We start from the raw sequence: 12,595 nt of genomic DNA, 5'->3' as shown, positions 1-12,595 counted from the left end.
CAGCGGAGGCTTGCGAAGTGCCATAAGTTAACAGCATATGTATGTCGAATCAAGTATACAGGAACAAAACTGGAAAAGACATAGAAAAGATGTCGAATAATAAGATTTTAAGAAAAAAATAAACTCCGCAGCCGGCTCGTTCAGTATGATAGAATAGTTGACAATAACAGCTGAGAATGTACATCACGGCAGATAACGATTAGGAGGGTTTACATGAAGACATTAGTAAACGGCCAGTTGATTGATCGTGAAGAAGCGGCAGTTGATATTGAGGACCGCGGATATCAATTCGGTGACGGTGTGTATGAGGTCATCAGAGTGTATAACGGCGCCTTATTCGGTCTGCGTGAGCATATCGTCCGTCTTTTCAGAAGCGCCGCAGAAATCGGCATCACCCTGCCGTTCTCCGCAGAGGACATAGAATGGGATCTGCAAAAGCTCGTACAGGAAAACAAACTCATTGACGGCGGGGTCTATATACAGACGACGAGAGGGAAGGCGCCGCGGAAGCACCAGTATGACGAAGGATTGGAACCGCAGACGACGGCATACACCTTTTCAGTGAAAAAACCGGAAAATGAACAAAAAGCCGGAGCGCAGGCCATAACGGCGGAAGACAAACGCTGGCTGAGGTGTGACATTAAGAGTCTGAATTTACTGTATAATGTGATGATTAAACAAAAAGCCTATGAAGCAGGCGCTTATGAAGCGGTGCTGATAAGGGACGGAGCGGTTACGGAAGGAACCTCTTCCAATGTATACGCCGTCATAAACGGCACTGTCCGGACGCATCCTGCAAATGAGCTGATTTTAAACGGCATTACGCGGATGAAACTGTTAGAGCTGATGAAAGAAAACGGGATTGAGGTGCGGGAGAAGGCTCTTACCGAAGACGAACTCAGGGATGCGGATGAAATTTTCATCTCGTCAACGACGGCTGAATTAATCCCGATCGTAACCCTTGACGGAAAACCGGTCGGAAGCGGCGCGCCGGGACCTGTAGCCAAAACGATTCAGGAGGCTTTTCAGTCGCACATTCAGCAAGAGCTCGGCGTTCAGTCATAAGCTGAAAAAAGGCCGGAACACATCCGGCCTTTTTGCTTCAGTCAGATAAAAAGAGATTCGATATGCTGCACGAGCACACGGGAGATCTTCTCTTTTGAAAGACGCTCAGGTTCAAGCATGGCATGCAGCGCCAATCCGTCGGCGATGGCGTACATTTTCTCCGCTTCGATCTCTTTATCAAGATTCGGTTTCAGAAGCTTATTTTCATCCAGCCAGTCAATCAGGCCGCGGATATATGCCAAGATCCCGTCCTGCTGGGGATGAAACTCTTCTCCCTTATGTCTGGCATAAGCTGTGAAAGCGAACCATACCTCCATTTCAGCCATCGTTTCTTCATCAGTCGGGATGATTTCAAGCATCAGACGCACCGCTTTTTCTTTCGGCGGCAGATCTTTCATGGCAACTTCGTTAATTCTGGCGGCCGCTTTTTCTTTTACGAGTGTCATCGCATACCCTAAAAGCTCATCCTGGGTGGTGAAATAGTGCCTCAGCGCGCCTAAAGAAAGACCCGCTTCCTGGGCGATGTTTCTCACTGTCGCTCCTTCCATTCCCCGCTCCAAAATCGTCCGCCAAGTGGCTTCGGCTATTTGTTTTCTTCTTTTTTCATGATCGATTATTTTAGGCATGGTTCCAGTGTAACAGGAAATATTTTTTCTTGCAATTTTGTAATACAGTTGTATTAAATAAAAAGCAGTGATACAATGCATTTTAGAAAACGATAAGGGGGAACCGGATTGAACGCGATTGCTTGGTTGATTGTCATTTGTGAGGCTGCGTTTTGGGCGGCTGTCATCTTCGGATTGGCGGCGCGCTATATATTCAGGCGGCAAAAGCTCGGAATGTTTTTTTTCGCTCTCATTCCTTTATTGGATGCCGTACTGTTTCTGGCGGCCGCAGCTGATTTATACAGAGGGGCGGCGGCGACTATGGCGCATGCGGTGGCGGCCATTTATATCGGAGTGTCTGTCGCCTTCGGGAAAAGCATGATTCAATGGGCGGATGAGCGGTTCCGCTATTATGTGGTCAAGGAAGGGGCAAAACCGGTCAAACGGTACGGACTGGATTATGCCAAACATTATGCAAAAGGGTGGGGGAGACATGTATTAGCGTTTGTCATCGGCGGCGTTCTTTTAGCCGGAACGGTATTTCTCATTCAGGACGCTTCCCGCACCGAAGCGCTCAGCGTACTGTTAAAGGGCTGGTCTGTCGTATTGTGCATCGATTTTTTGATCATGGCGAGTTTTTTTGTGATGCCGAAAAAAAGAAGAAACAGCCGGGAGCTGTAAAAAAAGCAGCTTTTGATTAAGCTGCTTTACAGAAAGAATTATTTTACGATCAGCACGGGAATATCGGATTTCGATGACAGTTTTTCACTGACGCTTCCGAATAAAAGTTTTTTCAGCCTGTTCTGGTCCCGGCTCCCCATGACGATCAAATCCGCCGATATACGGTCGGCATGCTCGATAATGGCATCAGCGGGATCACCTTCTAAAATGTCGATATCCCCGTCAATCTGGCTGTCGTTCATCAGCATTCTCGCTTCCGCAACGATTTCTTCCGTACGGTCTTCATAAATCATCGGATCAGGGGAGATTCTTTCCGCCTGGAGCGGGTCAGGAACGCTTGCAATCCCGCCGCCGATATACGTTGCCCCGGCTCCCGGCCTCGGGGGATCAACAATCGTCCGGGTATCTTTTGCATTGTGGGAATGTACGACCGTTAAATCCGCGTGAAACGTTTTTGAAAGGTCTATGGCTTTTTGGAGCGCTTTTTTACTATCATCACTTCCGTCAAAAGCTGCTATCAACCGGTCCGCGTGAAACATCGGCCTCATCCTTTCAGTAAAAAAGGTTTGTTTTACAATACCCGTATGGCAGAAATGTAAAACCTGCATTGACAAAAAAAGGATTTGTTTATATGATGAAGGAACAATATAGGGAAAAAGGAGGTATGGATCATGTCAAAACTAAAGCTTGTCAACTCATCTTCAGCTGAATACCGGCGTGACTCCCATACAGCTTCCGTTTTCTGAACATTTGCTTAAAAACGGGGCAGTCGCGCATAAACGGCGGGTCTGTACCTTATTTATAATAATAAGAGGCATGGAGCTGAGGCTTCATGTCTTTTTTTATACAAAAAAATGAAAGAAAGACAGGTGTGATGCATGTGGCGGTATTAGCGAAAACAATGAAAAACAATCCGGAAAAGCTTGAGGGCGGCTGATTGATGAAAGGGGATGACGGTATTTGTTTACTGTATTAAAAAAGCTCGCGTGGTTTTTTAGAGCCTATTGGCTGCGCTATACGACAGCGATTGTTCTGTTATTGATTGTGAATGTCATTGAAATGTTTCCGCCTAAACTTCTTGGTAACGCGATAGACGATATGAAGGCGGGTGTGTTTACAAAAAGCGGGATGCTGTTTTACATATGTGTTTTTCTCGCATTAACGGCAGCCGTCTATTTACTGTCTTATTTTTGGATGTATCAGCTTTTCGGCGGGGCGAATGTCATGGAGAAGATTCTCCGTTCAAAGCTGATGGGAAGGCTTCTTCAAATGTCACCGCCGTTTTACGAGAAATACAGAACGGGCGATTTAATGGCGCGGGGGACAAATGACTTGCAGGCCGTCAGTATGACGACGGGCTTCGGGGTCTTAACGCTCGTTGATTCGACGATGTATATGCTGACGATATTTTTGACAATGGGGCTTCTCATCAGCTGGAAGCTGACATTTGCCGCGATTATTCCGCTGCCGATAATGGCGGCTGCGGTCAGCCTGTACGGAAAAAAGATCCATGAGCGGTTTACGGAAGCGCAGGATGCTTTCGGATCATTAAATGACAAGGTGCTGGAGTCAGTATCCGGCGTCCGGGTCATCCGGGCATTCGTGCAGGAAAAAAATGATGTCAGCCGGTTCGGTGATATGACGGCGGATGTATATGAGAAAAATATGAAAGTGGCGTTTATCGATTCACTTTTTGAACCGACTGTGAAACTTCTCGTCGGCCTCAGCTATCTCATCGGTCTCGGCTACGGCGCTTATCTCGTTTTTCAAAACCGGCTGACGCTGGGAGAGCTGGTATCGTTTAACGTGTACCTCGGAATGATGATCTGGCCGATGTTTGCGATCGGAGAATTAATCAATATCATGCAGCGCGGAAATGCCTCCTTGGATCGTGTCAATGAGACGCTTTCCTATGAGCCTGACGTGACAGGACCCAAGCACCCCGCCGGCATCAAGGAGCCCGGGCGTCTTGCTTTTGAACAAGTGACTTTCACGTATCCGAGCGGAGCTGGACCGGCGGTTTCCGATGTATCTTTTTCCGTAGAAAAAGGGCAGACACTCGGCATCGTCGGGAAGACGGGAAGCGGAAAGACGACGATCATTAAGCAGCTGTTGCGTGAATATCCGCCCGGTGAGGGAGCAATCACGTTTACAGGCGTTCCGATTCAGGAGATTCCGCTTGAGGAGCTCCGCGGGTGGATCGGCTATGTGCCGCAGGATCATATTTTATTTTCAAAGACTGTAAAGGAGAATCTGCTTTACGGCCGGCAGGGTGCAAACGAAGAGGAAATCGGCAGCGCGCTGAAAGATGCGCATTTTGAAAACGATATCGGTATGCTTTCCGACGGGCTTGAGACGCTTGTCGGCGAGAAGGGCGTAGCGCTCTCTGGCGGACAAAAGCAGCGCATCTCAATTGCGAGAGCGCTTTTGACCGATCCGGACATTCTCATATTAGATGATTCGCTTTCTGCCGTAGACGCGAAAACGGAAGCCGCCATCATTGACAGCATCCGTAAAAAACGGCGGCATAAAACAACGATTATCACCACCCACCGGCTCTCGGCAGTTGAACACGCAGATCTCATTCTCGTCATGGATGAAGGCCGGGTGTCTGAAAGAGGCACGCACCGGGAGCTATTGGCGCAGAACGGCTGGTATCGAAAACAATATGAGAGGCAGCAGCTGTCCTCTCTTGAAGAAGGGGGGACGGGCGCATGAAGACCGGGAGAAGATTATGGAATTACGCGCTTCAATATAAGAAGCTGCTGATATGGGCGGTCGTCCTGCTCATCATTGCGGTGGGCACTGAGCTGACCGGCCCGTTTATCGGAAAAAAAATGATTGACGACCACATTCTCGGCATTGAAAAAACATGGGTTAAAGCCTCTGCGGACGATCCGGGCGCCGTCAGGTTCCGGGGGCATGATTATGTCAGGGAGGACCGCCTCAAACCGGGGGCGGACAAAACCGGAGAGGCGCACATTTATCAAGTCGGTGCGGGCTACTATTTTGTTGACCGTCCCGTCAGTTTTGACGGAAACCGTTCGGTGTCTGACGGCCGGCTGACAATATCAAACGGTAAAGAAAGCAGGTCATATCCCGCCATTACGTTATCAAGACAGGAGATTTTTCAATTTTACCGTCCCGAAATAAAAGGATTGCTGACGCTGACCGCCATTTACGCGGGACTGCTCATGTTTTCCGTATGTTTTCATTACGGCCAGCATTATCTGCTGCAGATGGGAGCGAACCGGATCATACAGCGCATGAGGCAGGATGTATTTTCACACATTCAGAAAATGCCGATCCGCTACTTTGATAATCTGCCTGCCGGAAAAGTCGTGGCCCGCATTACGAATGACACAGAAGCGGTCAGGGATTTATATGTAACGGTGCTGTCGACATTTATCACAAGCGGCGTTTATATGCTCGGCATTTTTACGGCGCTGTTTATGCTTGACGTCAGGCTGGCCGCCGTTTGCCTGCTGATTATCCCGATTTTAATGGTCTGGTCGGTTGTGTACCGCAAATACGCATCCGTCTTCAACCAAAAAATCCGTTCCATTAACAGTGACATCAATGCGAAAATGAACGAATCCATTCAAGGAATGCCGATTATTCAGGCGTTCCGCCGAGAGAAGGAAACGATGAAGGAATTTGAAGAATTGAATGAATCTCATTTCCGCTACAAAAACAAAATGCTGTCCTTAAATTCTCTCATGTCCCACAGTCTTGTCAATGTGTTGCGCAATCTGGCGTTTGTCGGGCTGATATGGTATTTCGGAGGCGCGAGTCTGAGTGCGGCCGGTATTGTTTCGATCGGCGTTTTATATGCATTTGTTGATTATTTAAACCGTTTATTCCAGCCGGTTACGGGAATTGTCAACCAATTTTCGAAGCTTGAATTGGCCCGTGTCTCTGCCGCCAGGGTATTCGAGCTTTTACAGGAGGAGGAAACGGAAGAAGAAGGCGCTCCCGCAGACAGAAAGGCGAAAGGAACTGTGGAATTCCGCGATGTTTCTTTTGGATATCGAAAGGGAGAAGAGGTGCTGAAACACATCAGCTTTACAGCTGAAAAAGGGGAGACGGTCGCCCTCGTCGGCCATACGGGGTCCGGCAAAAGCTCCATCCTGAATCTTCTGTTCCGTTTTTATGATGCTCAAAAAGGGGATATTCTGCTGGATGGTCAGAGCATATACGGCATGTCAAGGCAGGAGCTGAGGTCGCATATGGGCATTGTGCTGCAAGACCCGTATCTTTTCTCGGGCACGATCGGCTCCAATGTGACACTCGATGATCAGCGTATTTCTTTGGAGCAGGCGGAAGAAGCGCTTCGCCAAGTCGGCGCCGCAAGTCTTCTGCAATCCCTGCCGAAGGGCATCAGAGAGCCCGTCACTGAAAAAGGCGGCACACTGTCCTCAGGCCAGCGTCAGCTGATTTCTTTTGCAAGAGCGCTTGTGTTTGATCCGGCCATTTTAATTTTGGATGAGGCGACGGCGCACATTGACACCGAAACAGAAGCAGTCATTCAAAAAGCGCTGCAAGTCGTTCAAGAAGGGCGTACGACATTTATTATCGCCCATCGGCTTTCCACGATCAGACACGCAGACCAGATTCTCGTGCTGGAAAAGGGCCGCATCATTGAAAAGGGAAGCCATGACGAATTAATGGCGCAAAAGGGGCAGTACCATCAAATGTATGAATTGCAGAAAGGAACGGCGAAGTCCGCGGTGTAATCGGAAAGGGTGAATCTAAAGATTCGCCCTTTTTTTCATTCAGTAAGCCAGTCCCACCCGTTTTCTGACAAACTGCGGGCTGATCAGCTCACGGTACAGAAAATGCGCCGTGTCTCCGACGGTGATTTTAGCGCCGTCTTCAGGAAGGCGATCCTGTTCGAACCGGTAAACTCCGGCAGCATCTCCGTCAGGAAGGTAGGTGGGACAGATGATCGTCCAGTCAAGATCCTCTGCCAGCAGCATCTCGTATACGCGGGCGTGTTCTTTTGCGGCTCTTGTTGATTTTCGTTTTGATTCTGCCGATTCAAAACGGTATTGATCAGGCATAAGCCGTGATTGAAGGATACCTGCGGTGCCGATCGTAATCAGACGCTGAACATGATGTCGTTTCATGCCGTCTATGATATGGGTCATAGCGGCTGAAAGGGTATCGTCACCGTCCGTGCCGAGACAGCTCACGACTGTGTCCGCTTTGGAAATCAATCGGCTTACATCTTCCCGCCGCCTCGCATTCCCTGTTATGATTTGTTTTTCAGGAATGGGAAGGACTGTTCCGGCTGATCTGACAAGAGCGAATATCTCCATGTGTCCATGTTTCTGCGCTTCTTTTATAAAAGCCTGTCCGACTCTTCCCGTTGCTCCGAGTAAAGCGATGTTCATGTGAAAAACCTCCTCGCCGCTCATTATATCATTCAAAGCAGCGGGGAAAAGAATACCTGTGAATAAACGGGAAATGGTGGGCAACATATTCATTGACCAAAGAAACACTTACGAACTGAAACAGCTCCCAATTGACTGAGGCAATGAATGACATGTTTTCGCTCCTTTTTTCCTAGGGTATGTGGAATAGGAAAAAAGGGTGACGGCATAAAAGAAGACGCGGTATCCCGCGCCTTCTGTAAGCCATTTATTGAGTTATTGTATGCCTTGGCCGCCCATGTTCTGCTGTGCGAAAGATACTAAACGTTTCGTGATTTCTCCTCCGACAGAACCGTTTGCACGAGAAGTTGTTTCTCCGCCAAGGTTTACGCCGAACTCAGAAGCAATTTCGTATTTCATTTGGTCGATTGCTTGAGCAGCGCCGGGTACTACTAGTTGGTTTGAAGAGTTGTTGTTTGCCATTTGTATGATCTCCTTTATAAAGTAGTATGGTTGGGTTTGCTGGAATTGCACCAGCCGATGATTTTCGGAATGAAAACCATTGCCAGCTCGGCTTCACCCAATGCTGTTTGCCGCTTTGTACTACGTATTATGGTGAATCAAACGGCATCTCATTCGGAAAAGGGTGTGGTAAATAGCGGAAGGAAAAAGAAAAGCCCAGCCTGGTGCGGCTGAGCTTTTAGCTTTCAGTCATATATGTGATAAAGCATTAATTCATGCAGCTCTTTTACGAGAGCCGGCTCTTCTTTTCCCGGATGTGTGTGTCCCCATTCAATGTCTCCGGACTTATGGTAAATCCCTTCGTAATGCGTACCCTGCCAGTAAAATGAAATCCGCCATCCGGGCAGTTTCTCTTTTTTGAATAACGGTTTCCAGCTGAAGTGCGAAATCATGACGTTCACGCTCCTTATGGGAAATGTTGATCTTGTTCATTGTAGCTCATCGTTCATTGCCTGTCCCGGGTAAACCAAAAAAAAGACAGCCTCACCGCCAAAGTTTTTCCGGGGCGGTGATGGACCGTTCTGATAAATAAGACGCGTATTCAAAATTTCTCCGTTTTGTCAGGTAATCGACCGATCTCAGCTTCGGATGGGAAAAAATGCTGCGCCCGGGGCGGGAATTGGCTTCAAACATCCAAACTTTCCCTGAATGATCGACGCCGAGGTCAAAACCGATTTCGCCGATAAAACCTTCAATGTGCTCATTTAACACGCGGCTGACCGCCAAGGCGGCTTTTGAAAGTTTCCGCATCATGCCGACTCTCTCGCGCGGATCGCCGTATAATTCAGCTAACGTTCTGACTTCTCCGCCGGTTGCCAGATGCGTCGTGATGCTGTTTTCACCGGAAATTTTTGCCGCAATGGCCGTCACTGTCCATTTCCCCTCGGCGTTTTTATTCGTGTGCACCCTGAAATCGACGGGGCGCCCATCCAGCCGGATCAGGTCAATGCCTTGCTGAATTAAAAATGCGGACGGATCATTGTTTTCTTTAAATGATGTCATGAAGGATGCCGCATCTGAATACTCTGCCGTCACCACCGTTTTTTCCTCATTCGTGTGTTTAACAGATAAGCCGGCATCTGTTTTATCCACCTTGTAAATCCCCGTTCCGAGTGCGCCGTCTGCAGGTTTGATATAGACGGTGTCAAACGTGCTGCATAACGTTTCTAACGCTTCCGCATTCGGGTGCAGGACAGATTTTGGCAGAAGTGAAGCGGTGAGACTGTTTTTTTCCAGAAGCTTATGAATGTCCCATTTATTAAAGAATTGCGGATTAAACCACGGAATCTGATAGTCATTCATCAGCCTCTGTTTTGTCTGCTGTAAAAGCGGAACTTCTTCCGTTTTTCGGCTCGGGAGTCTGTCATATACGACATTCGGAAGCGGGACGGCCGTCCGTTTCCAGCTGTTTTCTTTATAAATCAGCGCTTGGACGGTGCCTTCTTCCCAGTTGATCTGATGAGCACCGAAAACGAAACAATATCCGTTCGCCTGTTCATGAAGAGAGAGCATCTTGGAAAAGAAGTCTGTGCGGTCTCTTAACGGGCGGGTCGGCGATGATGTGAACCCGGCTGTGAAAACGCCGATCAGCGGACCGATGTGCACCGTCTGGCCGTGTATGAGAAAATCAGCCCGGCTTTTATGCGGTATCAACAGCTCCTCAAACAAATCTTCAGAAAGGAGCGCGCTTTTTTCAAGTGATTGAGAAAAGGCTACACGGCATTTGACAACCTTGGTCCCGAAGGCAGCGGATAAAAGCCCTTCCCGTTTCATGGAGGAGGGGAGAAACAGCGTATTTTTGCTTTTTTTATCGATGCCGACAATCATCCCTTTATGATTCACGCGGTAATACTCCTTTCCGGCTTTCCTGTGACTGAAGTTCGCGGAAGCGTCTTAGCGGACTCGTATACAAATCCTCTTTCGCCTCCGGAGCCACGCTTAAAATAGCTTTCCGTCCCGGCTTTGAGTTGACATCCAAAAGCCAGATGCGTCCGTCTTTGGCATAACAAATATCGAGCCCCAGCTCAAACAGCGGCCCGAACCGTTCGTCAAGGAAATAAGGGACGGATTGGGTGATCGAAAAGACATCATCCAATAAAACGGCCTGCTGCTTTCTCGGAATTTCCTCAAACCATGTGTCAAACTTAATCGGTTCTGATCCTCCGGGGAAATGAGATAAAAGACCGTTCTGATAACCCCTTCTGACCGCTTTTCCGACCGTTTCCCAAACGCCTGACTCAGTTTTGCGCATGAAAATACGGATGTCGCACGGATGCCGCTCTTTATCCTTGATATTTAAGTAGGATTGAAGCAAATAGCGGTGCTGCAGCACTTTTTTGCACCAGGACTTAAAAGACACGTGATTGGAAAATGATTTTGTTTGTTTGTTTTTTCCGATATAGTAAGTGGCCGTAATTGATTTTTTGCCTGTTTCAAGCAGGATGATGCCTCTGCCTCCCGCGCCGAAAGCGGGCTTAAGTATACATGCTTTTTCCTTGGCTAAGTATGATTGCACCTGTTCATAGCGGCTGACTTCGGCGGTTTCAGGAATATAGGGACTGATCAGATGATGTTTTTGGAGCGCATCCGTGACCGTCCATTTATCAGGAAGCCCCCGGCCGATAAATTCCGTTTTCCGATATTTTTTCAGCCATTCGACGATCGGTTTGGCTTTTTGCGCTTCAGCGGATTTTCCGTAAAAACAGCGGTCGTAAATATATTCGGGAATATCGATTTCCGTTTCGTTCCACTTTCCGCTTTGCGGGTGATAGACGAGCGCTTTTACGCGCAAAGAATCCGGAAATATATCAAACGGTGTAAAGCGGGCTAAGCGCACATTATATTGAGGCGCTCTTTCAGCCAATTCCCCGGCGTAATCTTCTTCGTGCCGGCGGGATACAGACATAAAACCGAGTGTTGTCATATTATTACTCCCCCTTTATTCAAAAAGCCGCTGATGGAACGGCCCTTCCATCCAATAAATATGCTAAGGCGCATCATAAAAGATGATCTACTGTAAAGAGTACGAAACAGCATCTTGCCTTATTCCTCACAAACAACAATTCAGGTTCTTCATTTGCCCGCATGCACGCCAGCCTCTATAATACGAATAGATATATCATCAAGAAAATAGAACATTAGATGGAGGCAGAAGAAAAGGAATGGGCATAGCAGGAACGTTTCTATTTATGATTGTGATCGGAGCCGCGATCGGCGCGGTGACGAATCATCTTGCCATTCAGATGTTATTTCGTCCGTACCGGCCGTATTACCTGTTCGGAAAACGGGTTCCGTTTACGCCGGGGCTGATCCCGAAAAGACGGGATGAATTGGCAAAACAAATGGGGCTCATGGTGACGAACCACCTTTTAACCCCGGAAGGAATAAAAAAACGGCTTTTATCAGATACCGTTAAAAACCAGGCGCTTCTTTTCGCCGAACAATTCACACAAAAAATGGCCGCTTCCGAGATGACGGTGCACGAAGCTTTGGCCGCCGCGGGCATCCGGAATCCGCAGGAAAAGACGGATGCCTGGATTGACCGTTTTACCGATGAAAAGCTTTCGGAACTGTACCGGAAATATGAGCACCGCGCCATAAAAGACTGGCTTCCTGATGAGCTGCAGGAAAAGCTGGATGCAAAAGTCCCGATGGCCGCAGATTATATTCTGAAGCGGAGCATTGATTATTTTGAGAGCGAAGAAGGGAAAGACAGGCTCGGAAATATGATTGACGACTTTTTGAATTCCCGGGGGATGCTCGGCGGCATGGTGCAGATGTTCCTCGGCAATTCAAGCTTGGCAGACCGTGTGCTGCCTGAGCTGTTAAAGTTTTTGCGCAATGAGGAAACGAAAAAGCTTCTGGCTGATCTGCTTTCTCAAGAATGGGGCAAGCTCAAATCTTATACACTTTATGAGGCCGATGAAAAGTGGAATGCGAAAGATCTGCTGTTCAGCATGAAAAAGCGGGCTTTGGCCGCACTTCAAACCGCGCCCTTTTTCGAATGCCGGCTCGGTGACATCATCTCCCGTTATGAAGGGGAGATTACGGGGACGTACGCGCCGAAGCTGCTTGATGCGGCACTCGGCGGTATTGCCGCTCATTTGGAGGATGTGCTGAAACGGCTGCGTCTTGAGGAAGTGGTCAAAGAGCAGGTTGATCAGTTTCCCGTTGAACGGCTGGAGGAAATGGTGCTGTCGATTTCCAAGAGAGAATTTAAGATGATAACGTATTTAGGCGGTTTGCTCGGCGGGATAATCGGAGCAATTCAGGCTTTGTTTGTCATTCTTTTCTAAGGAAAACATACGCCGATGATGAAAGTCGCTCCGCAGTCTGTTATAGTGGAGT

Annotated in this window: 13 protein-coding genes; 5 read left to right on the top strand and 8 right to left on the bottom strand. The window is 48.2% G+C overall.

Translation table 11 applies throughout. The features are described 5' to 3' along the window. The first annotated feature begins 213 nt into the window (after window positions 1-213). Window positions 214-1,065, top strand: a complete 852-nt coding sequence (gene dat, locus ACNFN4_RS12140) for a D-amino-acid transaminase (RefSeq protein WP_014417308.1) — start codon at window positions 214-216, stop codon at window positions 1,063-1,065. Between the two features lie 41 nt (window positions 1,066-1,106). On the opposite strand, the gene ACNFN4_RS12135 is transcribed toward dat, so the two are convergent. Further along, window positions 1,107-1,691 carry a TetR/AcrR family transcriptional regulator gene (locus tag ACNFN4_RS12135; protein ID WP_095060926.1) on the bottom strand — a complete coding sequence of 195 codons (585 nt, stop codon included), beginning with the start codon at window positions 1,689-1,691 and terminating at the stop codon, window positions 1,107-1,109. Window positions 1,692-1,799: 108 nt separating this feature from the next. Between ACNFN4_RS12135 and ACNFN4_RS12130 the strand changes: the two genes are divergently transcribed. Further along, entirely contained in the window at window positions 1,800-2,351 is a 552-nt protein-coding gene (locus ACNFN4_RS12130; protein ID WP_014417310.1) for a hypothetical protein, read from the top strand. Between the two features lie 38 nt (window positions 2,352-2,389). On the opposite strand, the gene ACNFN4_RS12125 is transcribed toward ACNFN4_RS12130, so the two are convergent. Continuing rightward, window positions 2,390-2,890: a universal stress protein gene (locus ACNFN4_RS12125; protein ID WP_007409250.1), complete on the bottom strand. Its 501-nt coding sequence runs from the start codon at window positions 2,888-2,890 to the stop codon at window positions 2,390-2,392. 421 nt (window positions 2,891-3,311) lie between these two features. Here ACNFN4_RS12125 and ACNFN4_RS12120 point away from each other — a divergent pair, with 421 nt between their 5' ends. Together ACNFN4_RS12120 and ACNFN4_RS12115 are read left to right on the top strand one after the other, a co-directional pair. Further along, window positions 3,312-5,069, top strand: coding sequence for an ABC transporter ATP-binding protein (locus ACNFN4_RS12120; RefSeq protein WP_022553609.1), 1,758 nt, complete (start codon window positions 3,312-3,314; stop codon window positions 5,067-5,069). Next, complete coding sequence (locus ACNFN4_RS12115) at window positions 5,066-7,087, top strand: ABC transporter ATP-binding protein (RefSeq protein ID WP_249684867.1); 2,022 nt, start codon at window positions 5,066-5,068, stop codon at window positions 7,085-7,087. The genes ACNFN4_RS12120 and ACNFN4_RS12115 overlap by 4 nt, the downstream gene beginning before the upstream one ends. Window positions 7,088-7,126: 39 nt before the next feature. On the opposite strand, the gene ACNFN4_RS12110 is transcribed toward ACNFN4_RS12115, so the two are convergent. From ACNFN4_RS12110 to ACNFN4_RS12085, 6 genes are all read right to left on the bottom strand, one after another. After that, window positions 7,127-7,747: an NAD(P)-dependent oxidoreductase gene (locus ACNFN4_RS12110; RefSeq protein ID WP_029973208.1), complete on the bottom strand. Its 621-nt coding sequence runs from the start codon at window positions 7,745-7,747 to the stop codon at window positions 7,127-7,129. A gap of 28 nt (window positions 7,748-7,775) precedes the next feature. Continuing rightward, the gene (locus ACNFN4_RS12105; protein WP_007610363.1) at window positions 7,776-7,901 is read right to left on the bottom strand and encodes a hypothetical protein; all 126 of its coding nucleotides are present in this window, start codon (window positions 7,899-7,901) and stop codon (window positions 7,776-7,778) included. Between the two features lie 101 nt (window positions 7,902-8,002). After that, a complete protein-coding gene (locus tag ACNFN4_RS12100; protein ID WP_022553606.1) occupies window positions 8,003-8,209 on the bottom strand; it encodes an alpha/beta-type small acid-soluble spore protein in 207 nt (68 codons plus the stop codon). A gap of 224 nt (window positions 8,210-8,433) precedes the next feature. Further along, window positions 8,434-8,649 carry a YheE family protein gene (locus ACNFN4_RS12095; RefSeq protein ID WP_012117190.1) on the bottom strand — a complete coding sequence of 72 codons (216 nt, stop codon included), beginning with the start codon at window positions 8,647-8,649 and terminating at the stop codon, window positions 8,434-8,436. An 82-nt stretch (window positions 8,650-8,731) separates the two neighbouring features. Continuing rightward, entirely contained in the window at window positions 8,732-10,090 is a 1,359-nt protein-coding gene (locus ACNFN4_RS12090) for a YheC/YheD family endospore coat-associated protein (RefSeq protein WP_110124611.1), read from the bottom strand. Then, window positions 10,080-11,171, bottom strand: a complete 1,092-nt coding sequence (locus tag ACNFN4_RS12085; RefSeq protein ID WP_017417366.1) for a YheC/YheD family endospore coat-associated protein — start codon at window positions 11,169-11,171, stop codon at window positions 10,080-10,082. Before ACNFN4_RS12085 ends, ACNFN4_RS12090 begins: the two co-directional genes overlap by 11 nt. Before the next feature lie 238 nt (window positions 11,172-11,409). Here ACNFN4_RS12085 and ACNFN4_RS12080 point away from each other — a divergent pair, with 238 nt between their 5' ends. Then, complete coding sequence (locus tag ACNFN4_RS12080; protein WP_022553604.1) at window positions 11,410-12,543, top strand: DUF445 domain-containing protein; 1,134 nt, start codon at window positions 11,410-11,412, stop codon at window positions 12,541-12,543. The last annotated feature ends 52 nt before the right edge of the window (window positions 12,544-12,595 follow it).

The sequence above is a fragment of the Bacillus sp. N1(2025) genome (genome assembly GCF_053470005.1).
The sequence above is the reverse complement of the archived record's forward strand: the minus strand, read 5'-3'. Positions and strand labels throughout refer to the sequence as shown.